Raw genomic sequence first — 26,615 nt, forward strand, 5'->3', positions numbered from 1 at the left:
TCAGGACCCCGGGCCGGGGTCCGGGTGCACGGCGGCGTGCAGCCCGGCGCGGGCCGCCTCCAGCTGGGCGGCGAAGGCTATGCCGAGGAACAGGGCGATGCCGGTGAGGTTGGCCCACAGCAGCAGGGCGATGAACGCGGTGAGCGGCCCGTAGACGGCGCCGAAGCCGCCGGTGTTGCCCACGTACAGCTCGAGCAGCGCGGTCGCCGACACCCAGATGATCAGGTGGACGGCCGAGCCGAGGGCCAGCCAGGTGTAGCCGGGCTGCCGGCGGCGCGGGGACCACCGGAAGATCACGGCGGAGGCGGTCCACGCCAGCAGGAGCCCGAGCGGCAGGTCCAGGTGGTCCCACCACCGGGCGCCGCCGGACCAGCCGGCGGACCGCGCGACCGCGTCGCCGACCGCGTCCCCCGCGACGAGCACCAGGAAGCCGAGCACCATGGGCAGCCCCGCCGCCCCGGCGAGCACCAGGGCGCGCCCGTACTTGCGCAGGGCGGGCCGGTCGCGTTCGACGCCGTAGATGCGGTTGGCGCCCCGTTCTATCTGGCCCATGGCCGAGGCGAGGTTCAGCAGCGCGAACGCCAGGCCGAGGACCAGCGCCAGGTTGCTCCACACGCCGCCGTGCGCGGTGCGCCGGGCGCCCTCCAGCACCTCGCGGACGATGTCGTCGCTGGTGCCGGGGACGATCCGTTCGAGGGTGAGTTCGATGATCCGGCCGATGCCCTCGGTGTGGGCGGAGGTGGCGAGTCCGACCAGCGCGGCCGTGAAGGGCACCGCGCCCACCACGATCTGGAAGGCCAGCGCGCGGGCGTTGGTGAAGCCGTCCGCGTACCGGAAGCGGCTGAAGGCGTCCAGGAACAGCTGCGTCCCGCCGTACTCGCGCAGGGCGGTGAGCGCCTCGTCGCCGGAGAGTTCCTCTCCGAGCATGTCCCGGGTCTGGGGGACGTGGACGACGGTTCCCATGGCCTGAGGTCTCCTCGCGCGGTGGGGTGCGGTGCGGGGCTGGGTGCGGTCGGGGCGTGGTGCGTTCCCCTCCTCCTGCCCCGCGGCGCGGTTCCCCACCGTGGCCGGGGCCGATCGGGTCCGGGCGGGTCTCAGATGACGTTGAGCGCCGCCGCCGCGCCCACGCCCCCGAGGATCATGAAGCCGGGCATCAGGACCCGGACCTCCACCCAGCTCCCGGCACGGAAGCGCAGGGGCTTGGGCGGGCCCAGCGGGTACCAGCGCCTGCGGCCGATCGGGATGGGCCACAGGACGGGGCAGCCGGAGACGGTGAGGGCGTCACCGACGCAGTGGACCAGGGCGCCCAGCACGATCGGCAGCCCGAGCCACAGGTACTCCTGGCCGGGGCCGTCGAACATCCAGGTCGCGCCGTTGCCCGGCTTGTCCAGGATCCCCGCGATGATCCACGAGGTGGCGGCGGCCAGCAGCCACACCAGCACGTCGGCGCTCGAACCGCGGGTGGCCCGCCACAGCAGGCCCTCGATGGCCAGCACCAGGTGCACGAAGAGGATGAAGAGGACGCCCCAGCGGTCCCCCAGGGTGGCGATCGCCGCGGAGCCGCCGCCGATCAGCAGCGCCCACACCCAGGTGTGGGTCAGGGTGCGGTGGCCGCCGGAGCGCCGTGGGTCACCGGGTTTCTTCGTCGACTTGTAGACCGCGTAGGACAGCTTGTCGACGATCTCGCAGATCCACTTGGAGATCGGCCCGAAGGCGCGCGAGATGGTGGCCGCCTTGTGGTCGAGGTCGGGGGCGAGGGCCGCTCCGGCACAGATCAGCGCACCCGCCAGCAGGACGGGCCAGGGCATCGGCTCGCCCCAGGCGGCGGCCGCCGCTCCGACGCCGAGCCAGGCGGCCGCGCCCGACAGAGAATGTGCTGGTCCCATCATGGCGTCGCCCGCCCCGTTCTACGTTGTGCCGCTGTGGAGTTCGGCGGCCCAGCGTAGCGGTGACGATCTTCGTGCGGTGATCCGATTCCCTGATCGTGACCTGGTCCGGGCAAGATGGGGACGTGACCCTCATCGATCAGTTGCCGCAGACCGCCGATCCGGACGCCCTTTACGAAGCCTTCGAGTCGTGGGCCCAGGACCGGGGCATCACGCTCTACCCCCACCAGGAGGAGGCGCTGATCGAGGTCGTGTCGGGGGCGAACGTGATCGTCTCGACGCCGACCGGGTCGGGCAAGAGCATGATCGCGGCGGCCGCCCACTTCGCGGCGCTCGCCCGGGACGAGGTCACCTTCTACACGGCGCCGATCAAGGCCCTGGTCTCGGAGAAGTTCTTCGAGCTCTGCAAGATCTTCGGCACCGAGAACGTCGGCATGCTGACCGGCGACGCCTCGGTCAACGCGGACGCGCCGGTGATCTGCTGCACGGCCGAGGTGCTGGCCTCCATCGCGCTGCGCGACGGCCGGAACGCCGACGTCGGCCAGGTGGTGATGGACGAGTTCCACTTCTACGCGGAGGCGGACCGCGGCTGGGCCTGGCAGATCCCGCTGCTGGAACTGCCGCAGGCGCAGTTCGTGCTGATGTCGGCGACGCTCGGTGACGTCTCGATGTTCGAGAAGGACCTCACCCGGCGCACCGGCCGCCCGACCGCCGTGGTGCGCTCGGCCGTCCGCCCGGTGCCGCTGTCGTACGACTTCCGGTACACGCCGCTGACCGAGACGCTGACCGAGCTGCTGGACACCCGGCAGGCCCCGGTCTACATCGTCCACTTCACCCAGGCGCAGGCGGTGGAGCGGGCGCAGGCGCTGATGAGCATCAACATGTGCTCCAAGGAGGAGAAGGAGAAGATCGCCGACCTGATCGGCAACTTCCGCTTCACCACCAAGTTCGGCCGCAACCTCTCGCGGTACGTGCGGCACGGCATCGGCGTCCACCACGCCGGCATGCTGCCCAAGTACCGGCGCCTGGTGGAGAAGCTGGCACAGGCCGGTCTGCTCAAGGTCATCTGCGGCACCGACACCCTGGGCGTGGGCGTCAACGTGCCCATCCGCACGGTGCTGTTCACCGCGCTCACCAAGTACGACGGCAACCGGGTACGCACGCTGCGGGCGCGCGAGTTCCACCAGATCGCGGGCCGGGCCGGGCGCGCGGGCTTCGACACGGCGGGCTTCGTGGTGGCGCAGGCGCCGGAGCACGTCATCGAGAACGAGAAGGCGCTCGCCAAGGCCGGGGACGACCCGAAGAAGCGCCGCAAGGTCGTGCGCAAGAAGGCTCCGGAGGGCTTCGTCGGCTGGACGGAGAGCACCTTCGAGAAGCTGATCGCCTCCGACCCCGAGCCGCTGACCTCCCGCTTCCGGGTCACCCACGCCATGCTGCTGTCGGTGATCGCCCGCCCGGGCAACGCCTTCGACGCCATGCGCCGGCTGCTGGAGGACAACCACGAGCCGCGCAAGCAGCAGCTGCGGCACATCCGCCGGGCCATCGCCATCTACCGGTCGCTGCTGGACGGCGGGATCGTCGAAAAGCTGGACACCCCGGACGCCGAGGGCCGGATCGTCCGCCTGACGGTCGACCTCCAGCAGGACTTCGCGCTCAACCAGCCGCTGTCCACCTTCGCGCTGGCCGCGTTCGAGCTGCTGGACCCCGAATCGCCGTCGTACGCCCTGGACATGCTCTCGGTGGTGGAGTCCACGCTGGACGACCCGCGGCAGATCCTGCACGCGCAGCAGAACAAGGCGCGCGGCGAGATGGTCGCGCAGATGAAGGCGGACGGGGTCGAGTACGAGGAGCGCATGGAGCGGCTGCAGGAGGTCAGCCACCCCAAACCGCTGGAGGAGCTCCTCTTCCACGCGTACAACACCTACCGCAAGAGCCACCCGTGGGTGAGCGACTACCCGCTGTCGCCCAAGTCGGTGGTCCGCGACATGTACGAACGGGCGCTCACCTTCACGGAGTTCGTCTCCCTCTACGAGCTGGCCCGCACCGAGGGCATCGTGCTCCGCTACCTGGCGAGCGCCTACAAGGCGCTGGAGCACACCGTCCCCGACGACCTGAAGTCCGAGGACCTCCAGGACCTGATCGCCTGGCTGGGCGAGATGGTGCGCCAGGTGGACTCCAGCCTGCTCGACGAGTGGGAGCAGCTCGCCAACCCCGAGGTGATGACCGCGGAGGAGGCCCAGGAGAAGGCGGACCAGGTGAAGCCGGTCACCGCCAACGCCCGCGCCTTCCGGGTGCTGGTGCGCAACGCGATGTTCCGCCGGGTGGAGCTGGCCGCCCTCGACCAGGTCGGCGAACTCGGCGAGATGGACGCCGAGTCGGGCTGGGACGCCGACCGCTGGGGCGAGGCGATGGACGCCTACTGGGACGAGTACGACGACCTCGGCACCGGCCCGGACGCCCGCGGCCCGCGCCTGCTGATGATCGAGGAGGACCCGCAGCACGGTCTGTGGCGCGTCCGCCAGGCCTTCGCGGACCCCGACGGCGACCATGACTGGGGCATCAGCGCCGAGGTCGACCTGGCGGCGTCCGACGCCGAGGGCCGCGCGGTCGTGCGGGTCACCGGCGTCGGCCAGCTGTGAGCGGCCCGCCACCGGCGGCGCGGGCGGCGTGGGACGCGAATGACGTGGCACGCGAATGACGTGGCACGCGAATGACTTGGCACGTGCATGACGTGGACAGGAGTGACGTGGGACAGGAGAAGACATCCCCATGACGAATCCGGCGGAGGGCCTGGTCGCCCTGCTGGACCTGGAGCAGATCGAGGTCAACATCTTCCGGGGCCGCAGCCCGGACGAGTCCCTGCAGCGCGTCTTCGGCGGGCAGGTGGCCGGCCAGGCACTGGTCGCGGCGGGCCGCACCGTGGACGACGACCGGCCGGTGCACTCGCTGCACGCCTACTTCCTGCGGCCGGGGCGGCCCGGCGTGCCGATCGTCTACCAGGTGGAACGGGTCCGCGACGGCCGGTCGTTCACCACCCGCCGGGTGACCGCCGTGCAGCAGGGGCGCACGATCTTCAACCTGACGGCCTCCTTCCACCTGCCGGAGGAGGGTCCGTTCACGCACCAGCTGCCTCCGGCCCGTGAGGTGCCCGACCCGGAGTCGCTGCCGACGGTGGTGGACGCGATCCGCGAGCGCCTCGGGGCGCTGCCCGAGCAGCTGGAGCGGATGGCGCGCCGCCAGCCCTTCGACATCCGGTACGTCGACCGGCTGCGGTGGACGCCGGAGGAGGTGGCGGGGGCCGAGCCGCGCAGCGCGGTGTGGATGCGGGCGGTGGGCCCGCTGGGCGACGACCCGCTGGTGCACACCTGCGCGCTGACCTACGCCAGCGACATGACGCTCCTGGACGCGGTGCGGCTGCCGGTGGAGCCGCTGTGGGGGCCGCGCCACTTCGACCTGGCCTCGCTGGACCACGCGATGTGGTTCCACCGGCCGTTCCGGGCGGACGACTGGCTGCTGTACGACCAGGAGTCGCCGATCGCCGTCGGTGGCCGCGGGCTGGCGCGCGGGCGCATCTACGACCGCGAGGGCCGGCTGGTGGTGTCGGTGGTGCAGGAGGGCCTCTTCCGCACCCTGTAGGCCGGCGCCCCGGCGGCGCTGCCCCGGCGGCGGCGGACGCCGCACGGCGCAGCCCCGGTGGCAGCCCGGGGCCGGGATGCCGAGGATGGCGGCATGGCGCACAGGATGGACGACCGGGAATGGCGGGACTTCGTCACCGCCGGGACCCGCACCGGAAAGCTGGCCACCACCCGGGCCGACGGTTCGCCGCACGTCGCCCCCGTCTGGTTCACGCTGGACGGGGACGAGGTGGTGCTGACCACCGGCGCGGACACCGTCAAGGGCCGCAACCTCGCCCGGGACGGCCGGGCCGCCCTCTGCGTGGACGACGAGCGGCCCCCGTTCTCGTTCGTCGCGCTGACCTGCCGGGCGCGGCTCGTCGACGACCTGGACGAGCTGCGGCACTGGGCGACCCGGATCGCCGCCCGCTACATGGGTGAGGAGCGGGCGGAGGCGTTCGGGGCGCGCAACGCGGTGCCGGGCGAGCTGCTGGTGCGGCTGTCCGTCGAACGGGTCAGCGCCGTCGCCGGTCTCGCGGACTGACCGACCGCCGTCAGCCGACCGAGTCGAGCAGGCGCGCGGTGTGCATCCGTCCCGCGTGCTCCACCACGCTGATCAGGACCTCCTTGCCGGACTCCCGTTCCCGGGCGTCGCAGAGCACCACGGGCGTGCCGGGGTCCAGGTCGAGGGCGGCGGAGACCTCGTCGGGCGTGTAGGACCGGGCGCCCTCGAAGCAGTTGACGGCAACCACGAACGGGATGCCCCGGTGCTCGAAGTAGTCCACGGCCGGGAAGCAGTCCTCGAGCCGCCGGGTGTCGGCGAGCACGACGGCGCCCAGCGCGCCCTGGGCCAGTTCGTCCCACAGGAACCAGAAGCGGTCCTGGCCGGGCGTGCCGAAGAGGTACAGGGAGAGCCCGGCGCGGATGGTGATGCGGCCGAAGTCCATGGCCACGGTGGTGGTGGTCTTCTGGTCGACGCCCGCGGTGTCGTCCACCGTCCGGCCCGCCTCGGTGAGGAGTTCCTCGGTGCGCAGGGGCCGGATCTCGCTGACGGCGCCGACCAGGGTCGTCTTGCCCACACCGAAGCCGCCTGCCACAAGGATCTTCAGCGCCAGCGGGGCGGAGCCGTCGTCGGTGCCGGCGGTGCCCGTCGTCCCGCCGGAGGTGGTGTCCGTCTGCTGGGGGACCATCGATCACTTCTCTCGGGTGTCACGGGCGATCGGCTCGCCGCGAGGGGTCGGTCACGGTGGGGGTCGTTCGGTGGGAGTCGTTCGGTGGGGGTCGTCCGGCGGGGGGCGTTCGTGGGGGCGGGCACGGCCGGCGGCGAACCGGCTGACGCTGACGCGATCATAGGACTGATGCGCCCGGGAAGCCCCCACGGATTCTCACAGCGCGCGCAGCCCGGCGATCACCTCGCGCAGAACCCTCTCGTCGGGCAACCGGGCGGGCGGCACGGGCCGGCTGACGGTGACGCAGCCCAGTTCCAGCAGGTCCCCGAGGAGGACGCGGACGACGCCGACGGGGAGGTCGGCGCCCGCCGCGAGTTCGGCGACCGACTGGGTCTCGGTGCGGCACAGTTCCAGCAGCAGACGGTGCTCGGGGGCGAGGGCCGTCGCCGCGCCGGGCGGGGCCTCGGGGTCCGGGGAGATCAGCGCGATGAGGTCGAAGCCGGCACCGGCGGGTCCGGCGCTGGTGCGCCCGCCGGTCATCGCGTAGGGGCGCACCAGCGGTCCGGCCTCGCCGTCGAACCACTGGCTCTCGTACCACCGGCCGCCCGACGGGGCTGCCTCGCCCGGGCGCGGGGGGAACGGGGTGTGCGTCGGGTCGGTGTCGCGCATCGCGGAGTTCCGCCTCCCGGTCAGCCGACGGGCGGCCGCACGGGAACCCGCGGCTGCTGGTGGAGGTGTTCGCCGACCCGCTTGACCATCCGGGCCATCTCGTAGGCGATCAGGCCGATGTCGACCGTGGCGCCGGTGAGGACGGCGAGGCAGGAACCGGCTCCGGCGGCGGCGACGAACAGGTAGCCGTCGTCCATCTCGACCATCGTCTGGCGGACCCCGCCGACGCCGAAGTGGCGGCCGGCCCCCTTGGCGAGGCTGTTGAACCCGGAGGCGACGGCGGCGAGGTGGTCGGCGTCCTCGCGGCCGAGGCCGCTGGAGGAGCCGACGGCGAGTCCGTCGTCGGAGAGGACCACGGCGTGCCGCACCGCGGCGGTGCGGATCACCAGGTCGTCCAGCAGCCAGTCGAGTTCGACGGACCGCCGCGGCCCTCCGGTCAGGGGGTCGTGGGCGAGGGTCAGGGGGTCGTACGTCATGCGGGGTCTCCTTCGCTGCTGTCGGGGCGGCCGGGCGTTCCGGGGCCGCGGCCGGGCGGGTGCCCGCCGCCGCGCACCCAGCCGTCGCGGTAGGCGGCCATGCGGTCCCGGACCGCCTCCGGGGTGCGGTCCTCGGCCGGGGCGGGGGCCGGCGCGGCCGACGCGGGGGGCCGCTGCCGGAGTTGCGGGACGAGGTGGCGCTGCCGCACGCGCCGGGGCAGGGGGGCGCCGGCGGGACCGGTTCCCGCGGCGGTTCCGGGGCCGGTGGTTCCGGGGCCGGTGGCGTGGCCGCCCGGCCGGCCGGTGGCGGTTCCGGGGCCGACGGGGGCTCCCGGGCCGGAGGCGGTTCCGAGGCCGGAGGCAGGGCCGCCCGGCCGACCGGGCCCGGTTCCGGGGCCGACGGGGGCTCCCGGGCCGGTGGCGGGCCCGGGGGCCTCGGGCCTCGGGCCCGGGTGGGGCGTGGCTCCGGCAGGGGCGGAGGCACCCGGGAAGCCGGGGGTCGCGGACGGGGCCGGCCCGCCCGGGGAGCCGGTGGTGGAGTACGGGACGGAGGCGTCCGGCGTGGCCGCCCCGCCGCCGAAGGCCGGCGGGGCGGCAGGGGCCCGTCCGCCGGGCGGGCTGTCGTGGCCGACCGGTGCTCCGGTGACGGGTGCCGTGCCGTCCGGCGTCGTGACCGCCGGGCCGCCGGCGGAGGCGGTCCGGTCGTGCGCGGTGCCGAGCGGGTCGTCGGCCGTACCCGGTCGGCCGTGAGCCGTGCCGAGCCGGTCCGCGGTCACCCCCGGCCGTTGGTCACCGGCACCAAATCGATCCGCGGTCGCACCGGCACCCGCACCCGCACCGTCGTGACCGGTGCCGAGCCGGCCGCTGTCGACGCCGCGCCGGTCCGCGATCGCCTCCGCACGGTCATGACCGGCACCGCGCCGCTCCGCAGCCGCGGCCGTGGCCGCGCCCCGGCGGTCGGGGGCGGTGCCGAGAGGGTCGCGGGTGCCGGTGTGCCGGGGGACGGGGGACGGCCGCGTGGTGTCCGGGGTGGCGCCGTCGCCGGGGCGGAAGGGGCCGGTCGCGGGGCCCGCCTCGCGCGGGGCCGGGGCCGCACGGCGGGGGCGGAGGGCGGTCACACCGGGCGGCGGGTCGGCCGGCGGGAGTTCCTCGGCCGGCCCGGCCTGGGCGGTCAGTACCGGCCGGGCCCCGGCCGCCGCCGGCAGCGCCGCGCCCCGGTCCGTCCCCCGGTCGTCCGCACCGCCCGGCCGCCCGGCGTCCCCCGGGTCCGCCTCGGCGTGCAGCAGGTTCTTCGGCAGGAGCACCACCGCGGTGGTGCCGCCGTACGGCGAGGGGCGCAGGTGCACCTTGATCCCGTGCCGCGCGGCGAGGCGGCTGACCACGAAGAGCCCCAGCCGGTCGCTGTCGAAGAGGTCGAGCGCCTCGGACTGCTCGATCCGCCGGTTGGCCTCCGCGAGGGTCTCCGGCCCCATGCCGAGGCCCCGGTCCTCGACCTCCACCGCGTACCCGTTGCCGACGGTCTCGCCGGTGACCCGCACCTTGGTGTGCGGGGGCGAGAACTGCGCGGCGTTCTCGACGAGTTCGGCCAGCAGGTGGGTGAGGTCGGCGACCGCCGCGCCGGTGACGGCGGTCTCGGCGAGCTGCCGGACGTCGACCCGCGCGTAGTCCTCGATCTCCGAGACGGCCGCGCGGACCACGTTGGTGAGCGAGACCGGCCGGCTCCAGGCGCGGCCGGGGGCGGCGCCGGAGAGGATGATCAGCGACTCGGCGTGCCGCCGCATCCGGGTGGTGAGGTGGTCGAGGCGGAACAGGTCGCTGAGCTCGTCGGGGTCCTCGGCGCGGCGTTCCATGCCGTCCAGGAGGGCGAGTTGGCGGTGCACCAGCACCTGGCTGCGGCGGGCCAGGTTCACGAAGACGCCGGAGATGCCGCTGGCCAGTTCGGCGCGCTCCACGGCGGCGCGGAGCGCGGCGCGGTGCACGGTGCCGAGCGCCTCGGCGACCTGGCCGGTCTCGTCCTCGGCGGGCGGGCCGTGCGGGGCCTCGGCGTCGACGTCGATCTCCTCGCCGGCCCGCAGTTTGCGCATGGCCTGGGGGAGCTTGCGCCGGGCGATCTCCAGGGCGCCGTTGCGCAGCCCGACCAGGTCGGCGACGATGCCCCGGCCGATGCGCACCGAGATGAGCAGGGAGACGCTCACCGCGAGCAGGCCGAGCAGCACCGCGCCGCCCGCCGGGCTGATCAGCCCGCGCGTCAGCGGCCCGGCTCCCGCGGGGTCGGCGTGGGAGGCGTGGTCGGCGATGTCCCGCAGGGCGTCCTGCACCTGGGCGTGGGCGGCCTCCCAGTCCGCCGCGGGGACGGCGCCCGCGGCCGCCTCGCCGGAGCCGGCCCGCAGCACGGCGTCCTCGGCCTCGACCAGTTCCTCGTGTCCTCCGTCGCGGACGAGTTCCCGCCAGGCGCCGCGCTGGGGTTCGCGGAGGTCGGGGGCGGCGTGGTCGACGAGCGCCCGGCGGGTGGCGGTCGCCGCGGTGAAGAGGGCGCGTCGTTCGCCGTCGAGCGAGCCGTCGAGCCGTGCCGAGGCCAGCAGGGCGTCCTCCTGGGCGAGGGCCTCGCCGGCCCGGCCGAGTTCCAGCAGGATCCGGGCGTCGGAGCCCTCCCGGACGTGCGGGATGGAGGTGAGGGCGCCGTCCACCGCCAGGGCGTCGGCGATGACGTCGGTGTACGCGCGGTAGGTGTCCTTCCAGCCGGCGTCGCCCTCGAGGAGGGCGCCGCGCACGGAGCTCAGGGCGTCGGCCCCGGCCAGGAAGCCGCGGAGGCGCGCGGGGACCTCGGGCGGGAGCTCCCCGCTGTCGGCGACGGTGCCGGCGCGGCCGAGCCGCAGCTTCCCCACGGCCCGGTCGGTGGCGTCGGCGAGGGCGCCGGACTCGCCGCGCGGCGCCGCCTCGCCGCCCGTGGCGTGCCGCAGCGCGAAGGCGCGTTCGGCCTGCAGGGCGACGACCGCCTCGGCCGCGGGGACGCGGACCTGGGCGTCCACGCGTTCGGCCTGCCGGAGGGCCGCGACGTCCTGCACGGTGGTCACGGTGGCGTAGCCCCACAGGGCCAGCAGCGACATCACGGGCACCATCAGCAGGCTGACCACCTTGGCCCGGACGGTGCGCGGGCGCAGCCGCAGTCCCCGGGCGGCGACGGGGCCGCCGAGGGCTCCGCGGCCCGCGCTCGCGGCTGTGGCGGCTGCCGCGGCGGCGAGTTCCTCCGCCGTCTCGTCGGCCGGGGGCCCGGCGTGCGCCCGGCGGCCCCGTACCGGGGGCGGAGGTGTCCCGCGGCCGGTGCCGTCGGTCCTAGGGGATGTACGCATGGTTCCCTCGTTCGACAGGGGGCCATTCGGTGACCGCCGGGGTGCTGCGCCAGGCCCGCCGGGCCGCGTCCTCGGCGGCCCGCTCGCGCGCCGTCGGGGAGAGCGCCACGAAGGCCGAGGTCAGGAAGAGGTAGGAGCCGAGGCCCACGGCGAGCGGGAAGACGAACTGCATCGCGGTGGCTCCGGCGAGGGGTTCGGCGGACGGGAGCACCCGTACCCGCACCGCGTGCATGCCGGTGTAGTGCATGCTGCTGACCGCCAGGCCCATGACCAGCGAGGCGACGGTGACCGCGAGCGGCGCGGTGATGTTGAGGGCCGCCCAGAGGGCCGCGGTGGCCGCGACGACGGCGATCACCACGGAAACGGCGACCATCACCGGGTCGAACGAGACGTCACCGTGCAGGCGCAGCGCGGCCATGCCGAGGTAGTGCATGGAGGCGACGCCGATCCCGGTGGTCAGTCCGCCGAGGACGAGGGCGCGGGTGCGGTCGCGGCCGTACCCGACGGCGAAGACGCCGGCGCAGACCACGACCATGGCGACGACGAGGCTGAGCACGGTCAGCGGCACGTCGTAGCGCAGGTCGGTGCCCCGGACGGCGAAGCCGAGCATCGCGGTGAAGTGCATGGTCCAGATGCCGGTGCCGAGGGCGGAGGCGGCGGTGAGCAGCCAGTTGCGGCGCGAGCCGCCGGTGGTCTCGAGCGCGCGGACGGTGCAGCGCAGCCCGAGGGCGGCGCCGGTGCAGGCCATCGCGTACGACAGCACGGGGGTCAGCCAGCCGAAGGCTGCGTGGTCCAGGTGTCCCATGGGACCGGGACGCTAGCCAGGCGCCCGTCACGCGCGGCGTCGGCTTTCGAAAGGTGCCGGAACATGACCCTTCACCGCGCCCGACGGGTCGTCATGTGACCGAACGTGCACCGTCCGTTACGGCGATTCCGAGGGATCATGCGGAGTATGAGCGAGCACCGCACACCTGTGTACGACCGCGACCGGGTCCGGGAGTTCTTCGCCGCGCGGGCGGACGACTGGGACCGTAGATTCCCCGACGACGGGCCCGCTTTCGACCGGGCGGTGGCCGCCATGGGACTGCGTCCGGGTGACCGGGTGCTGGACGCCGGCTGTGGCACGGGGCGCGCGCTTGCCGCGCTGCGGGCCGCGGTGGGGCCGTCCGGGGTGGTACTGGGGGCGGACGTCACCGCGGAGATGCTGCGGGCGGCGGCGCGGGCCGGGCGCGACCGGCACGGGACGCTGCTGCTGGCGGACGCCGCCGCTCCCCCGGTGCGGACGGGGGCGCTGGACGCCGTGTTCGCGGCGGGGCTGGTGGCGCACCTGCCCGAGCCGCGGCGTGCCCTGGCCGCGCTGGGACGGGCGGTGCGGCCCGGGGGCGTGCTCGCGCTCTTCCACCCGGTGGGGCGGGCCGCGCTGGCCGCGCGGCAGGGGCGGGAGCTGACCCCCGGTGACCTGCGGGCCGAGGAGAACCTGCGGCCCCTGCTGGAGTCGGCCGGGTGGCGGCTGACCGAGTACGCCGACGAGCCGTCGCGCTTCCTCGCGCTGGCCGTGCGGGAGGGGGCCGGCGGGCAGGGGCGGTAGGCCCTCTACTGCTCCGGCCGCTCCGAGCCTAGCGTGGGAGGGCTTACGTTGGAGGAAGGCCGAACGCCAGGCAAACACGTCACGGACAGACCCGGAAGAAGGTGGTCCGCAGTGCTCGGCAAGCTGCGCACGGTGCTCGCCCGGTTGACCCGCCCCGCGACGCCCGCCCCGGCGGCCCCGGGGCCGAGGCCGCGGGCCCACAACCTCTTCGACGCGGCCGCGGCGTACGTCGCCGCCTCGGCGACGGACGACGAGGAGGCCATGGACGAGGCCGCGTCCTGGGTCTCCCCCGAGGCGCTGTCCTTCGGCGTGAACGAGCTGGCCTGCAGGGCGGTGCTCACCCTGTCCCGGGAGCGCGGCGTGAGTCCGGACGTGATGGCCCGCGACCTGCTCGGCCTGCCGGCTGCACGGTCCTGAGACGACCCTCCTCGTCAGGTGACAAGGCCGCCACCCTCGGTCTAGGGTGCGCCGACGAACGGTGACGAAGGAGGCTGCCGGCATGGCCGGAACGGACGGGTCCGCGGTCGGCGCGAAGGGCTTCGACGGGGCGGACGCGGGGGCGGTCGCGGGAGCGGTCGCCGGAGTGGGCGCCCCCGCGGGCGACGAGGACGCGCTGGCCGTGCTGACGGCCGTCCTGCTCACTCCCGCGCGGTTCCCCGGGGTCCTGGGCGACGACTACCCGGCGGCCTGCGGCGCGCTGGGGCTGGAGGCGACGCTGGGCGGCTACGGGCTGGTCTTCGGCCAGGACGGCGACGGCGCGCGCTGGACCGTGGTGGTCGACGACGTGTCGCTGGTCGCCACGGCCATCGCCTCCTGGGACTGCGGCATGGAGTACGACCTCTCCCCCGACGAGCGTTCCATGGTGGTCGCGCTGCCGGGGTGGCCGCTGTCGGTGGCCGTGAAGGCGCCGGGCCTGCCCGCGCCGCACGACCCCGACCCGGAGGAGGCGGGACCGGCGCTGGCCCCGCCGGACCCCACGGTGTGGGGGCCCGCCCAGCGCCGGCTCGGCGCGGACGAGATCGCCGCGCACTGGGGGCACTGGCGGGGGCAGCTCGACGACGCGGACTTCGCCGCGGCTCCTCCGGCGGCGGGCGGGGCCGCGCCGGCTGCCGGTTCCGCGGGCGGGGACGGTCCCTCCCACCAGGGCGTCCGCCGCGTCCTCGCCGAGGCGCGCGGGTACCTCGACGCCCCTCCCCCGCCCGGCCGGGTCCGGGCCGCCTTCGCGGGCGGCGGCGCGCGCACGGTGCGGGCGGACGGCCCCGGCTGGTCCCTCGCCGCCCGGACCGACGACATCGCGCTGGTCCTCCTCGACGAGGAACCCGGCGAGGTCATCCCGATCGGCCGCGGCCCCGAACTCCCCGCCCTCCTCTCGGGTTTGGCCGACCTGGCCGCCGACCCGGCCTGATCCCCGCACCTTGCCGCGCCCGGGCAGTGGTCGTCGTCAGGCCTGGCGACGGAGCGAGGTGTGAGCGAGGTGCTGCTGGAGGTGGATGTGGCGGAACTGGTAGACCGCGCCCGTCCTCCGGAGGACTCCTCGGTGGTACGCGTCCTTCAGGAACGCGTCGGTGTTCCAGGGCAGCCGGCCCCTCAGGGGCAGCAGGAGGCGGACGAAGATCAGCCACTGTCCCCATGCGGTGAAGCACAGGGCGTACGACAGGCCGCCGCCGATGCCGCCCACCGTGCCGATGACCACCGCGTCCTGCGGCAGCCAGACCAGAGGGCCGAGGAGCGGGTCCAGCAGTGAGGTGATCAGCTCCCCGCCGAAGGCGATCGCCAGGGCCAGTGCGGGAGCGATGACGGACAACTGGCTCCGCACGGCCCTGCGGTTGGCGTCCAGGAGGCTGTCGGGTGTGGCCGCGGAGGACACGTCCAGGGGGGCTTCCAGCATGGCGGTCAGTCCGAAGACCGTGCCGAAGGCGAGACCGAAGATCAGCCCGAGCAGCAACGCGTCGGTCGCCAGGACCCGGAGCACCTCGGACGACGTGAGCGCCCAGTCGAGGTAGAGGACCCGCTGCAGCGTCGTGGTGCAGGAGACGCCGACGCCCAGGGCGAGCCCGGCCAGCAGCATGGCGCCGAAACGGGCGGCGAACGTGCGGGCGAGGGATCGCCCGGTGCCGAGCCCGCCGGGTGGGCGCAGGCGCAGTCGGGTGCGCGACGGGGCGAAGGCGCTGCCGCCGAACGTGGTCATCCCCGCGTACAGGGCGCCGCAGGTGATCCCCGCGCCGAGTCCCAGGGCGGCCCCTTGGGTCATCGCCGGGACGAACGTGATCTCCTGGAGGAACACGGAGATGAGGGCGTTGGTCAGCCAGACCGTCAGGGCGACGCACAGCGCGGACACCGCCGCCACTGCCAGCGCACGGGTCGAGGTGGGCAGCGACCGGCCGATCTGCCACCACGCGATGTCCTGCCGCTGCCGACCGGTGCGGGCCAGGTGGCGGGCGAGGTGGCCGAACCAGTGCCGGGCGCGCTCGGGCGTCCATTGCCGGGTCCGGTCGCCCCGGGTGTGTCCCTCGGACGCACGCGGCCGGTAGACCGTCGGTACGAAGGCGGCGAGCAGATGGCGCCGCAGGGAGTCCTCGGTGGGGAAGCGTGCCGCGTCCGTCAGTTCCCTCGGGTCCCCGGCCTCCCCCTCGCCGTACACCGTGCGGGCCAGGAACACCATCAGCGGGGTGCTGAGGACCTGACGCAGCCGCAGCTCCGGCTCCGTACGCCCCGCCAGGACGCGGCGCCACGAACCCTCGCCGGACGTGGCGGAGCGGGTGGCGCGGGGCATGTAGTCGAGGAGGTCGGCCGGCGTGACGTCGGCCAACTCGACCGCGGCGGCCCACTTCAGCGGCGTCGCCGCCCTGTCGGGCGCGGGCCGCACGGCCGTCGCGTACTCGTCCGGGCGGCTGGTCAGGACGAGCGGCAGCGACGTCCGGTTGAGCTCCTCGAGCGCCCTGCGCCGCAGGCCCTCGGCCATCTCGTCGAAGCCGTCCAGGACCGGAAGCACGTACCCGTCCTCCACGAGCGCCACGGCCGGCGACCCGTCGGGGGAGGAACGGCGGTCCGGGTACGGGCGGTCCAGGTACGGGTGGTCGCGCAGCAGCCGGTCGGTGAGCCAGCCGCGCAGGGTGTGGGCGGTGGGGTCCCAGGCACCGATGTCGAAGATCACCGGTACGGGGTCGGTTCCGGAGCGGGTGCCGTCCCGGAGGAGGTCGAGGACGAGCCGGACGGCGAGCACCGACTTGCCCGAGCCCGCCCGGCCGAGGACGACCAGCCGCCGCGAGCCGATGCTCCGGTACAGGTCGCCGATGCTGTCCCGATCACCGCTCAGGTCCAGCGGCTCGGCGTCGGCGCCGGGCGGAAGTCGCCGGATGTTCGCGTCGAGGTCGGTGATCCAGGAGGACCCGGACACGGGACGCCACCGCACCGGGAGCGGATACGGATCGAGGACGAGGCGCTGTTCCTCCTCCCGCTGTAATCGGCGACGCGTTTCCGTGGCCAGTTCGGCGGCGGCTTCGACGATCCGGCTGTTCACCGGCCCGGGCAATTCCCGCCGCATTTCCGGCGGTGGAGGGGACGGGGAAAGCGAAGGGGTGACGGAAGGCGAAGGCGAGGCGGAAAGCGAAGGAGGGGCGGAAAGCGAAGGCGAAGGCGTTTCCGTGACAGGTTCGGCGGGGGTCTCGACCTGAAGTGCGGTGAGTACCGCCGCCATTCTGCGGCGGTCGTCGGCGTCCGGCTCCATGGCGTCGAGGAGCTGGATCACGGTGTCCCTGCGGACGTTGCGTGCCCTCCCGGTCTCGATCCGGCTGATGTGGGTCGCGCTGATGCCCGAGCGTTCCTCCAGCTTCAGCTGGCTCAGGCCCGCCTTCCTCCTCAGCTCCCTCAGCAAGGGACCGAGCTCGTCCGTCACTTCGACACCCCTCCCGCCTGCGCTTCCACGCCCCCCGTGGCCCGGTGACCCTGGCGCCGCAGTGTACCGGGACGACCTTGACATATATGTCCAGGCCCATGTCATGGCCTCGTTCCCGGGTCGGACACCACGCTGGGAGCACCTGCACCGCCCGTGCCAAGGGGGGAGGCGACCGCCCGGCCGGTGACGGGTGTGACCGGACGGTCGGCCGCCGGCACGGGCGGTGCGGGACGGAAGACAGGAATCGACATGGCCTACCGCTACTGGTGCGGTGACTGTGGCCACCGGACCTTGTGGCTGCGTCAGTCCGACGCCGAGCAGAAACACCTCGACCATTACGTGACCGAGCATCCGCGCATCGCGCCAGGAGGACGGATCGAAATCAACAACAAGAATCCCGAAGGGGTGTCAGGAAGCCTGCTGGTTCTGATCGCTCTCGTGCTTCTGCTGGTTCTCCCTGCCGCCTGCCAGCGGTAATGGGGACCGGCGGGAAAAGCCCGGAGACGGCGATCACCGACCCACGAGAAGGAATGCGACCCACCATGACTCGTCCCACGTCCCGTGTCCGGCACCACGTCCGCCGGGCCATGTCCACCGCCGCGGCGGCGGTGGCCGTGCTGGGCGCCCTGTCGGCGCAGCCGGCCCACGCCGCCGCCCCGCAGGTCCCCGTCTTCCGCGACGGGTTCGGCCTGACCCAGGTCGCCGGCGGATCCGTCGCCCACAGCGACACGGACTTCACCCTCACCGTCACCACCGCCGAGGTCGCCGGTCCCCACCGGATCCGGGTGTTCCTGCCCTCCGGGTACGCCGCGGACCCCGACCGGCGCTGGCCCGTCACCTATTTCCTGCACGGCGGCCCCGGCACCGTCGACGACGCGGCGGCGGTGCCCGCCCTGCGCTCCGACGACATGATCACCGTGGTCCCCGACGGCGGACGCAAGGGCTGGTACGCCGACTGGGTCATGCAGAACACCGCGCTGGGCGCCGCCAACTGGGAGACCTTCCATCTGGAGCAGGTCGTCCCGTTCATCGACGCCAACCTGCGCACCCGGCCGGACCGCGCCCACCGCGCCGTCTCCGGGCTGTCCATGGGCGGCAGCGGCGCCCTGCACTACGCCGAGGCACGGCCCGACCTGTTCGGCCACGTGGCCGCCCTGTCCGGCGGCCTCGACTTCAGCATGGCGGAGGTCCGCGCCACCGTCCTGGCCACGGAGCTCAACCTGCCGGGCGTCTGGTGCGCGATCAGTTCCGCCGCCCCCGGCACCTGCGCGGGCTACGGCCCGTACGTCGACAGCGACGCGATCTTCGGGTCGCCGTACCCGATCTTCGACGACCGGGTCTGGAAGGCGTACGACCCTGCCTCTCCCACCAACCTGGCCCGCCTCGCCGACACCGGCATCACCCTCTACACCGGCGACAACGACCTCATCGAGAGCCACACCGCCAGGGCCTCGCACACCGTCAAGTCCCGTCTGGACCGGCTCGGCATCGGGAACCGCCTCGTCGACTACGGGAACGGCGCCTCCCTCGACCCCGCCTGCAACGGCACGCACAGCTACACCTGCTGGGCGCCCGCGTTCGCGGACTGGGTCCCCCGCGTGACAGCGGCCTTCGCAGCCGCCCCCTGACGGCCGCCCTGCTCCTGGCCCCCTGCCCGACCACCGAGTCATCGAGGAGAACCCGCGTGACCACCCGCCGTAACAGAACCAGGCTCTCCGTCGTCGTCGGCGCCGTGTGCGCGATGGCGATGACGCTCACCGCGCACAGCGGCACGGCGTACGCCCGGACCGACGACCACGCCGCGACCCTCGCGGCGCTCCGGACGCTCCAGGCCGCCGCCGGCCCGGGAGCCGCAGTCCACGCCGGCGCGGACGGCACCGACTGGACGCTGTCCGCCGGCACCGGCACGTACGGCGCCGACCGGCCGATCCAGGAGGACGAGCACTTCCTCGTCGGCAGCCAGACCAAGACCTTCACGGCCACCGTGGTGCTGCAACTGGTGGACGAGGGCAGGATCGCCCTCGACTCGCCCATCGAGACGTACCTGCCCGGTCTCGTCACCGGCAACGGCCACGACGGCACCCGCATCACCGTGCGGCACCTCCTGCAGCACACCAGCGGCATCGCGGCGTACAGCCCGGGCCTGCCCCTCGACGTGCTGACGGTCCAGCCCCCGCGCCGGTCCGACGGTACGTACGATCCGCGGGAGGTCGTGCGGACGGGCCTGCGCCTCGATCCCGTCTCGGTGCCGGGCGCGGCTTTCACGTACTCCAACACCAACTACGTGATCCTCGGGCTGCTCGTCGAAGCGGTCACCGGAGCACCGGCGCGCGAGGCGGTCCGGAGCCGCGTCATCGAGCCGCTGGGCCTCACCAGGACCTTCATCCCCGCCCCCGGGGACCGCGCACTGCCCCTCCCGGCCGTCACCGGCTACCACGGCGTCCGGCTCGGCGGCTTCTTCGCCTGGACCCGGGCCCAGGTCATCGACCCGTCCCTCTACGGCGGTGCCGGAGCGATGGTGTCCACCCTGGAGGACGTGACGGCCTTCTACCAGGCGCTTCTCGGTGGTGAACTGCTCTCCCCCGAGTCCCTGGCCGAGATGATGGACGTCGCGGACGTGGGTGACCTGGGCGTCGGCCTGGGACTCGTGGCGAGGCAGTTGTCCTGCGGCGTCACGGCGTGGGGCCACAGCGGCGCCATGCCGGGCTACCAGTCGTACACCCTGGTCACGGAGGACGGCCGGCACGCCTCCGCCATGACCAACGTGATGTTCCAGTTCGGCACACCCGCTCCCCAGATGCACGCGGTCGTGGAGACGGCCATCTGCGAAAGCTGACCCGCGCCTCCCGGTGGCCGCCTCCCCCGCATGAGTCCGGCGGGGGAGGCGGCCGGAGCCGGCTGATCTCCTGGCAACTGCCTCCGTGCCGCCCCTGAATGTGACCTTCCTCTCGCACCGGCGGCACGCCACAACGTTCCGCCGCCCTGATCGTCTGACGCTCCGTCGGGGCGGAACCGGATCGCGCGTCGAGCGGTGTCCCCGGCCTCCGGTGTCAGGACGAGGAAAGAGGCATCATGAGATCGAAGTCCTTCAGCCGCGCGCTGCGGCTCGGCGTGGGGGCGGTCGCCGGGGCGGTGATCGCCGCCGGCTCGAGCATCGCGCCCGCCGTCGCGGACGAGGAGTCGGACCAGCTCTGGATCAACGCGCCCTACGAGGTGCCGGTACTCACCGCGCCCGCGGACGGACCGGCCGCGTACCGTGACGTCTTCGTCAGCCTGTACCACGACAACGACCACTTCACCGTCACCGACGGGCGTCTGTCCGTGGATGCCTCCGGCCTCGCCGGAGTGGCGGAGGTGGCATGGCCGGAGAGCTGCTCGCCGAGCGGCGTCACGGCCGTCTGCGAGGTGCCCGAGGTCGCCTCCATCAACGACGAGGACTGGCCGGGCGTGACCCTCAGGGTCCGGGCGGCGGCGGGGGCCGCCGCGGGCGTCGAGGGACGGATCACCTACGAGGCGGAGGCGACGGGCGGCCCCGAGGGCCGGCTGGTGGCGCCGACGGAGTCGGCCGAGACGACCGTCCGGGTCGCCTCCGGCCCCGACCTGGTCGTGAAGACCTCCTCACCCGAGGGCGTCGTTCCCGGCGACACCGTCACCCTGCCCTTCGCCGTCACCAACGAGGGCAACGAGCCCGCGCGGGGCTTCACCCTCTGGATGGTTGGCACCTACGGCCTGGACTTCCCGGAGCGGTTCCCCGGGTGCACCTACCGTGACCCGGACCTGACCGACGGGTACATACCGATGACCACCGTGGACTGCGCGTTCGACACGGTGCTGGAGCCCGGCGACACCGTGGAGCTGCCGGAGCCGCTGCGGATCGCGGCCAAGTCGTTCGCCCTGGCCGAGCGCGTCGACATGAGGGCCCTGCCGGCCGACGGCGCCGTGGACGCGAACCCCTCGGACAACTACGCCATCGCCGGGGTCGCCGTGCGCAGCAGCGCCGACTTCGCCGTCCGCGGTGCCGAAGTGACCGCCGCCGCCGGGGAGACGGTCCAGGCCAGGGTCCGGTTCCGCAACCGCGGACCGGCCTGGGTCGCCAACTCGGGCTCCGGAGACCCTGTCGCCCGGATCGCGTTCTACGTCCCCGAGGGTGCCAAGGTGACGACCGCGCCGTCCGGATGCCGCCCCAGGACCCTGACGGGCGGCTACTACCAGGGCACGGCCGGTGCGCCCCGCTACGACTGCACCATGCCGATGTGGGTGACCGCGGACGCCGTGCGTGACTTCGTCTTCACGCTCCGGGTGGAGACGGTCGTGCCCGACGCCGCCGGACGGCTGGAGCTGACGAGCGACTACGGCGGGCCGCTCCCCTTCGACCCGAAGGACGCGAACAACCGCTCCGCGATCGTGGTGAACCCGTCCGTCTGACCGGTTCGGACCGATCGCGGGTGCCGACCGACGCACCGCGCTGTTCACCGGCCGGAGCCGGGACGCCCCGGCGGCGTCCCGGCTCCGGCCGTTCCCGCGGGCACGCACCATCTGGTCCTCGGGCACGCCACCTGGGGGCGGCGGCGTGCGCCTCACGCCCGGCCGACCGGTGCCGCCACCAAGGCCGCCACCGAGGCCGCCACCGAGGCCGCCACCGCGCCAACGCCGCGCCACCGCCGTGCCGCCACCGCGCCGCCACCGGAAGGGGAAAGGCCTCCCCGCGAGGGGATGTGGCGGCCCCCACCACCCAGGCACCCCCATCCCTGGTGTTCCGCCACATGGTTGACGGGCCGCCAGGCCACCACCATGAGGCAGCCCGCGGCCCCACCGCCCCGCCGCAGCCGCGCCCGTGCGCGCCACCGCGGGGGCGGCCGGCCGCCGCCCGTTCCGCTCCTCAGCCTCTGGAGGCCGTTCATGCGTCTGTCCCCAGGTGTGCCCTGGGTCGCCGCGACCCTGCTGGCCGTGACCGCACTCGGCGCCTCGCCCGCCGCGGCGGGCACCTCCGCGCCGGCCGGCGCCCCGGGCCACTGCGCCCGTCACGCCCTCCTGAAGGTGCCCGCCGCGGACCACCAGAGGAGTGCCTGTCTCGACGACCTGACCACGACGGGCCTGGCCGGCACCCCGTACACCGACATGGCCGACCAGGCGGGCCTGACCTCCGTGGCCACCCGCAAGCCCTCCGGTGTTCCCGGCGTGCAGATCGACGGCTACTTCCCGGACACGTCCTCCTTCAACACCACCCACGGCTGGAACCACGACGCCCAGTTCGTGATCCGCCTCCCCGACGACTGGAACGGCGGCCTGGTCGTCGCCGGCGCACCGGGCACCCGCAAGCAGTACGCCTCGGACACCGCCATCTCGGACCACGTGCTGTCCCTGGGCTACGCGTACGCCGCCACCGACAAGGGCAACAGCACGCCGGACTTCTACACCGACGGCAAGCGCCCGGGTGACGCGATCGTCGAGTGGAACGACCGCGTCACCCAGCTCACGCGCGCCGCCAAGGCGACCGCCGCCCAGCGGTACGGCACCGCCCCGCGGCGGACGTACGTCACCGGCATCTCCAACGGCGGCTACCTCGCCCGCTGGCAGCTGGAGAACCACCCGGAGCTGTACGACGGCGGCGTGGACTGGGAGGGCACGCTGTGGACCGCGGACGGCCCCAACATGTTCACCTCCCTGCCGACGACCGTCGCCCACATGCGTGGCGCGGCCGACGACGAGGACCTCTACTCGGTCGGCTTCGCCCACGGCTCGGAGTTCCTGTGGCCGTACCACGCCACCGCGTACTGGGGCGTGACGCAGAAGACCTACCGTGCCGAGTTCGACCCGTCGTACGACCCGGCCTGCCCGGGCCCGTCCGCGGGCTCCACGGTGGCGGAGATCCTCGCGCCGTGCGCCTCCGACGCGGAGTACGACTACGCCTCCCGGCCCCGGGCGGTGCGTGACGCGGTGAAGCGGGTCTCGCTCACCGGCCGCATCGGCCGCCCGATGATCACGCTCCACGGCGACCTGGACACCCTGCTGCCCAAGGCCGCGGACTCCGACGTGTACGCCCGCATGATCGACAGGGCCGGCCGCGGTCACCTGCACCGCTACTACGGCATCGAGGGCGGCACCCACGTCGACGGCCTGTACGACACCTACCCGGCGTCCCTGCGGCCGATGCTGCCCTGCCACCGCTCCGCGTTCGACGCGCTGACCGCCTGGGTGGAGGACGGCGTCCGGCCGCCCGCCGACCACGACGTGGCCCGCCCCGCCGAGGGCGACGTGGTCAACACCTGCCCGCTGAACGGCTAGCGGCGACCCACCCGCCACCCTCCGGAGCGGAGACCGGCACGCCCCCGGCGTCCGGCCTCCGCTCCGGTGCGTCGGAGCAGCTCCGGATCACCGCGGTCGGTCTCGTGCGGCAGCAGCGGCCTCAGCACCAGCCCCCGCCGCGGGGGCGGGGGGCGGGCGTGGGTCGGTGCGCGCTGCACGGGTCGGGGCGAGCGGGGGCGGGCGGTACGGGTGCCACCACCCCGTTCGCCCGCCCGCAGGGGCCCGCGAACCCGGCCGGCAACCCCGGCTGCACACCGGATGCCCCGACCCGAGCCGGCCCGATCAGGGCGGAGCCCCCGGTACGCGCGGGCGGACTCAGCGCCCCAGCTGCTTGCGGGACACCCGGCGGAGCCGGCGCCGCTGGCCCGGGTCCAGGGCGAAGTAGGCGGCCGGGACCCCGAGCACTATCAGCAGGGACACCCACCACGGCAGCCAGAACAGCAGGACCAGCCCGGCAGCCGTGGCCCCTGCGGCGATCTTCGCGTTCCTCGACATCTTCGTCGCCTCCTCCGCGGCGCGTTGCCGCTCTCCTCCAGTGAACGCCTCCGGACGACCGGACGGTTCCTCCCGGGTCCCCCACTCGGCCCCGACGCGACCCTGAGAAAACCCTGAGGCGGCCCTTACACGGACGCGTGCCGTGCCGGAGACGCGGATCGCCCCGCACCGCCGAAGCGGTACGGGGCGATCCGGGGCCGTGCCTGACGAGGAGGATCAGCCGCGGGCGCCGAGCAGGTGCTCCATGGCCAGCTGGTCGAGGCGCTCGAACGCCATGCCCCGCGCGGCGGCGGCGTCGACGTCGAACTCCTCGAAGACGGAGCGGTCGGCGAGGAGGCCCTCGAGGCCGTCCGCGGCGGTGGGCTGGGCCAGCTCGTCGAGGCGGGCGGCGCGCAGCGCCTCCTGGACCTCCGGGTCGGCGCGGAACGCCAGGGCGCGCTCCTTCAGCAGGAGGTAGTTGCGCATGTTGCCCGCGGCGGACTCCCACACGCCGTCGAAGTCCTCGGTCCGCGGCGGCTTGAAGTCGAAGTGCTTCGGGCCGGCGTAGTCGGAGCTCTCCAGCAGGTCGACCAGCCAGAACGCCTGGCGCAGATCACCGGCGCCGAAGCGGAAGTCCTGGTCGTACTTGATGCCGGACTGGCCGTTGAGGTCGATGTGGAAGAGCTTCCCCGCCCACAGCGCCTGGGCGATGCCGTGCGGGAAGTTGAGACCGGCCATCTGCTCGTGACCGACCTCCGGGTTGAGGCCGACCAGCTCGGGGCGCTCGAGGCGCTCGATGAAAGCCAGGGCGTGGCCGATGGTCGGGAGGAGGATGTCGCCGCGGGGCTCGTTCGGCTTGGGCTCGATGGCGAAGCGCAGGTCGTAGCCCTGGGAGACGACGTAGTCGCCGAGGAGGTCGAAGGCCTCCTTCATCCGGTCGAGGGCGACGCGGACGTCCTTGGCGGCACCGGACTCGGCGCCCTCGCGGCCGCCCCAGGCGACGTAGGTGGTGGCGCCCAGCTCGACGGCGAGGTCGATGTTGCGGATGACCTTGCGCAGCGCGTAGCGGCGGACGTCGCGGTCGTTGGCGGTGAAGCCGCCGTCCTTGAAGACCGGGTGGGTGAAGAGGTTGGTGGTCGCCATCGGCACCTTCATGCCGGTGGCGTCCAGGGCCTCGCGGAAGCGCTTGACGATCGCCTCGCGCTCGGCGTCCGAGGAGCCGAAGGGGATCAGGTCGTCGTCGTGGAAGGTCACGCCGTAGGCGCCGAGCTCGGCGAGACGCTGCACGGTCTCGACCGGGTCGAGGGCGGGACGCGTCGCGTCACCGAAGGGGTCCTTGCCCTGCCAGCCGACGGTCCAGAGACCGAAGGTGAACTTGTCCTCAGGGGTGGGCCGGGTGCTCATGACGTGGCTCCTCGCTCGGATCGACTATTTCGTCAGGCCGGTTTACAAATTAGTATGCAACCACGTCGCTGGGAAGAGACAACCCGGGGCTCGGACCCCCGAAGGCCCACCAGGGCCCGCCGGGGCCGGGTCAGGACCCGACAAGGCCCGTCAAGGCCCTGGGCAGGGTCCGGGAAGCGGGTCCGGGAAGCGGGTCCGGGAAGCGGGTCCGGGAAGCGGGTCCGGCCCGGCGACGCAGGTGGGACCGTGACCGACGGGGGTCGCGAGCACCGCCGTCCACCAGGCACAATCCCGCAAGCCGCGGAATCACAGGGAGAGCCCGATGTCAGCCACCGAGGGTACGTACGTCGTCGGTGTGGATACGTCCACCCAGTCCACCAAGGCGCTGGTCGTCGACGTCGCCACCGGGCGCGTCGTGGCGAGCGGACAGGCCCGGCACACGGTCACCGGCGGCGACCGCCGGGAGAGCGACCCCGGCGAGTGGTGGGACGCCCTGTGCTCGGCCCTCGAGCAGTGCGGCGACGTGGTCCGCGAGGCGAAGGCGATCTCGATCGGCGGCCAGCAGCACGGCCTGGTGACGCTGGACGCCGCCGGCGAACCGGTCCGGCCCGCGATGCTGTGGAACGACGTCCGCTCCGCGCCGCAGACGCGCCGCCTGATCGAGGAGCTCGGCGGCCCGGAGGCGTGGGCCGAGCGCACCGGCAGCGTGCCCAGCACCTCGTTCACGGTCACCAAGTGGGCCTGGCTGACGGAGAACGAGCCGGAGGCCGCCGCCCGTGTCGCCGCCGTGCGGCTGCCGCACGACTACCTCACCGAGCGGCTGACCGGCGAGGGCACCACGGACCGCGGGGACGCCTCCGGCACCGGCTGGTGGGCGTCCGCCACGGAGGAGTACGACGCCAAGACGCTGGAGCACATCGGCCTGGACCCGGCCCTGCTCCCCCGGGTGGTCCGCCCCGGCGAGGCCGCCGGCACGGTCCGCGCCGGGCTTCCGCTGGCCGAAGGCGTGCTGGTGGCCCCCGGCACGGGTGACAACGCCGCCGCGGCGCTGGGCCTGGGCGTGCGCCCGGGCACCCCGGTGATGAGCCTGGGCACCTCCGGCACGGTGTACGCGGTCACCGGGCGCCGCCCGGCCGACCCGACCGGCACGGTGGCCGGTTTCGCCGCGGCCAACGCGGGCTGGCTGCCGCTGGCGTGCACGCTGAACTGCACGCTGGCCGTGGACCGGACGGCCGAGCTGCTGGGCATCGACCGGCAGGCGGTGGAGCCGGGCTCCGGCGTGACGATGCTGCCGTACCTGGACGGCGAGCGGACCCCCGCGCTCCCGCACGCCTCCGGTCTGATCCACGGCCTGCGCCACGACACCACCGCCGGCCAGCTCCTGCAGGCCGCGTACGACGGCGCGGTGCACGCGCTGCTGGCCGCGCTCGACCTGGTCCTGGACGAGGACGCCGACCCGGCCGCGCCGCTGCTGCTGATCGGCGGCGGCGCCCGCGGTACGGCCTGGCGGGACACCGTGCGCCGCCTGTCCGGCCGTCCGGTGCAGATTCCGCAGGCCCAGGAGCTGGTGGCGCTGGGCGCCGCGGCGCAGGCCGCGGGGCTGCTCACCGGTGAGGACCCGGCCGCCGTCGCCCGCCGCTGGAACACGGCCGACGGTCCGGTGCTGGACGCCGTGGAGCGGGACGACGCCGCGCTGGAGCGCATCGGCTCCGTGCTGGCCGCGGCGAACCCGCTGCTGGACCGTCCCTGACCGGGCCCGCGCGGTCCCGACGGCGGGACCGCGC

22 protein-coding genes and 1 pseudogene are annotated in these 26,615 nt (G+C 74.2%); 12 read left to right on the forward strand and 11 right to left on the reverse strand.

All coding sequences use genetic code 11. From position 1 onward, the window contains the following. A complete protein-coding gene (locus tag ABZ836_RS06985; protein ID WP_356128122.1) occupies window positions 1-963 on the reverse strand; it encodes a YihY/virulence factor BrkB family protein in 963 nt (320 codons plus the stop codon). Between the two features lie 131 nt (window positions 964-1,094). Beyond that, window positions 1,095-1,889, reverse strand: coding sequence for a metal-dependent hydrolase (locus ABZ836_RS06990; RefSeq protein WP_356128125.1), 795 nt, complete (start codon window positions 1,887-1,889; stop codon window positions 1,095-1,097). A 122-nt stretch (window positions 1,890-2,011) separates the two neighbouring features. Between ABZ836_RS06990 and ABZ836_RS06995 the strand changes: the two genes are divergently transcribed. The 3 genes from ABZ836_RS06995 (at window position 2,012) to ABZ836_RS07005 (ending at window position 6,044) form a co-directional block, all read left to right on the forward strand. Beyond that, window positions 2,012-4,525 carry a DUF3516 domain-containing protein gene (locus ABZ836_RS06995; RefSeq protein WP_356128128.1) on the forward strand — a complete coding sequence of 838 codons (2,514 nt, stop codon included), beginning with the start codon at window positions 2,012-2,014 and terminating at the stop codon, window positions 4,523-4,525. Window positions 4,526-4,655: 130 nt separating this feature from the next. Continuing rightward, the gene (locus ABZ836_RS07000; RefSeq protein ID WP_361140088.1) at window positions 4,656-5,522 is read left to right on the forward strand and encodes an acyl-CoA thioesterase II; all 867 of its coding nucleotides are present in this window, start codon (window positions 4,656-4,658) and stop codon (window positions 5,520-5,522) included. A gap of 93 nt (window positions 5,523-5,615) precedes the next feature. Continuing rightward, entirely contained in the window at window positions 5,616-6,044 is a 429-nt protein-coding gene (locus tag ABZ836_RS07005) for a PPOX class F420-dependent oxidoreductase (protein WP_361140091.1), read from the forward strand. A 10-nt stretch (window positions 6,045-6,054) separates the two neighbouring features. Here the strand turns inward: ABZ836_RS07005 and ABZ836_RS07010 are convergent, their stop codons facing one another. The 5 genes from ABZ836_RS07010 to ABZ836_RS07030 all read right to left on the reverse strand — a co-directional run bounded on the left by ABZ836_RS07010 (window position 6,055) and on the right by ABZ836_RS07030 (window position 11,969). Beyond that, window positions 6,055-6,690, reverse strand: coding sequence for an ATP/GTP-binding protein (locus tag ABZ836_RS07010; RefSeq protein ID WP_356128136.1), 636 nt, complete (start codon window positions 6,688-6,690; stop codon window positions 6,055-6,057). A 195-nt stretch (window positions 6,691-6,885) separates the two neighbouring features. Next, window positions 6,886-7,338 carry a DUF742 domain-containing protein gene (locus tag ABZ836_RS07015; protein ID WP_361140095.1) on the reverse strand — a complete coding sequence of 151 codons (453 nt, stop codon included), beginning with the start codon at window positions 7,336-7,338 and terminating at the stop codon, window positions 6,886-6,888. A 20-nt stretch (window positions 7,339-7,358) separates the two neighbouring features. Beyond that, window positions 7,359-7,814 carry a roadblock/LC7 domain-containing protein gene (locus ABZ836_RS07020; RefSeq protein ID WP_361140098.1) on the reverse strand — a complete coding sequence of 152 codons (456 nt, stop codon included), beginning with the start codon at window positions 7,812-7,814 and terminating at the stop codon, window positions 7,359-7,361. Then, window positions 7,811-11,164 carry a nitrate- and nitrite sensing domain-containing protein gene (locus ABZ836_RS07025; protein ID WP_361140101.1) on the reverse strand — a complete coding sequence of 1,118 codons (3,354 nt, stop codon included), beginning with the start codon at window positions 11,162-11,164 and terminating at the stop codon, window positions 7,811-7,813. The genes ABZ836_RS07020 and ABZ836_RS07025 overlap by 4 nt, the downstream gene beginning before the upstream one ends. Further along, a complete protein-coding gene (locus tag ABZ836_RS07030) occupies window positions 11,148-11,969 on the reverse strand; it encodes an MHYT domain-containing protein (protein ID WP_361140104.1) in 822 nt (273 codons plus the stop codon). The genes ABZ836_RS07025 and ABZ836_RS07030 overlap by 17 nt, the downstream gene beginning before the upstream one ends. A 138-nt stretch (window positions 11,970-12,107) precedes the next feature. On the opposite strand from ABZ836_RS07030, the gene ABZ836_RS07035 reads away from it, so the two are divergent. The 3 genes from ABZ836_RS07035 to ABZ836_RS07045 all read left to right on the forward strand — a co-directional run bounded on the left by ABZ836_RS07035 (window position 12,108) and on the right by ABZ836_RS07045 (window position 14,157). Next, a complete protein-coding gene (locus tag ABZ836_RS07035) occupies window positions 12,108-12,752 on the forward strand; it encodes a methyltransferase domain-containing protein (RefSeq protein WP_356128150.1) in 645 nt (214 codons plus the stop codon). Between the two features lie 144 nt (window positions 12,753-12,896). Beyond that, window positions 12,897-13,169, forward strand: coding sequence for a hypothetical protein (locus tag ABZ836_RS07040; protein WP_361140299.1), 273 nt, complete (start codon window positions 12,897-12,899; stop codon window positions 13,167-13,169). Window positions 13,170-13,251: 82 nt separating this feature from the next. Further along, complete coding sequence (locus ABZ836_RS07045; RefSeq protein ID WP_361140107.1) at window positions 13,252-14,157, forward strand: hypothetical protein; 906 nt, start codon at window positions 13,252-13,254, stop codon at window positions 14,155-14,157. Between the two features lie 36 nt (window positions 14,158-14,193). On the opposite strand, the gene ABZ836_RS07050 is transcribed toward ABZ836_RS07045, so the two are convergent. Next, window positions 14,194-16,272 carry an NACHT domain-containing protein gene (locus ABZ836_RS07050; RefSeq protein WP_361140302.1) on the reverse strand — a complete coding sequence of 693 codons (2,079 nt, stop codon included), beginning with the start codon at window positions 16,270-16,272 and terminating at the stop codon, window positions 14,194-14,196. A gap of 189 nt (window positions 16,273-16,461) precedes the next feature. Beyond that, window positions 16,462-16,998 (reverse strand): annotated as a pseudogene (locus ABZ836_RS07055) (helix-turn-helix transcriptional regulator); the annotation flags it as partial. On the opposite strand from ABZ836_RS07055, the gene ABZ836_RS07060 reads away from it, so the two are divergent. The 5 genes from ABZ836_RS07060 (at window position 16,897) to ABZ836_RS07080 (ending at window position 22,932) form a co-directional block, all read left to right on the forward strand. Then, window positions 16,897-17,124 carry a hypothetical protein gene (locus tag ABZ836_RS07060; protein ID WP_361140110.1) on the forward strand — a complete coding sequence of 76 codons (228 nt, stop codon included), beginning with the start codon at window positions 16,897-16,899 and terminating at the stop codon, window positions 17,122-17,124. The pseudogene ABZ836_RS07055 and the gene ABZ836_RS07060 sit on opposite strands and share 102 nt — an antisense overlap. Window positions 17,125-17,189: 65 nt before the next feature. Beyond that, a complete protein-coding gene (locus ABZ836_RS07065; RefSeq protein WP_361140113.1) occupies window positions 17,190-18,275 on the forward strand; it encodes an alpha/beta hydrolase-fold protein in 1,086 nt (361 codons plus the stop codon). A gap of 56 nt (window positions 18,276-18,331) precedes the next feature. Beyond that, complete coding sequence (locus tag ABZ836_RS07070) at window positions 18,332-19,483, forward strand: serine hydrolase domain-containing protein (protein WP_361140116.1); 1,152 nt, start codon at window positions 18,332-18,334, stop codon at window positions 19,481-19,483. A 236-nt stretch (window positions 19,484-19,719) separates the two neighbouring features. Next, entirely contained in the window at window positions 19,720-21,072 is a 1,353-nt protein-coding gene (locus ABZ836_RS07075; protein ID WP_361140119.1) for a hypothetical protein, read from the forward strand. 474 nt (window positions 21,073-21,546) lie between these two features. After that, window positions 21,547-22,932, forward strand: coding sequence for a tannase/feruloyl esterase family alpha/beta hydrolase (locus ABZ836_RS07080; RefSeq protein ID WP_361140122.1), 1,386 nt, complete (start codon window positions 21,547-21,549; stop codon window positions 22,930-22,932). A 336-nt stretch (window positions 22,933-23,268) separates the two neighbouring features. Here the strand turns inward: ABZ836_RS07080 and ABZ836_RS07085 are convergent, their stop codons facing one another. Beyond that, the gene (locus tag ABZ836_RS07085) at window positions 23,269-23,448 is read right to left on the reverse strand and encodes a hypothetical protein (RefSeq protein ID WP_356128172.1); all 180 of its coding nucleotides are present in this window, start codon (window positions 23,446-23,448) and stop codon (window positions 23,269-23,271) included. Window positions 23,449-23,664: 216 nt separating this feature from the next. Next, window positions 23,665-24,831, reverse strand: a complete 1,167-nt coding sequence (gene xylA, locus ABZ836_RS07090) for a xylose isomerase (RefSeq protein ID WP_361140126.1) — start codon at window positions 24,829-24,831, stop codon at window positions 23,665-23,667. A 322-nt stretch (window positions 24,832-25,153) separates the two neighbouring features. Between xylA and xylB the strand changes: the two genes are divergently transcribed. After that, window positions 25,154-26,581: a xylulokinase gene (xylB, locus tag ABZ836_RS07095; protein ID WP_361140129.1), complete on the forward strand. Its 1,428-nt coding sequence runs from the start codon at window positions 25,154-25,156 to the stop codon at window positions 26,579-26,581. Window positions 26,582-26,615: the final 34 nt, after the last annotated feature.

It is taken from the genome of Streptomyces sp. NPDC047130 (assembly GCF_040643475.1).
GTDB lineage: Bacteria > Actinomycetota > Actinomycetes > Streptomycetales > Streptomycetaceae > Streptomyces.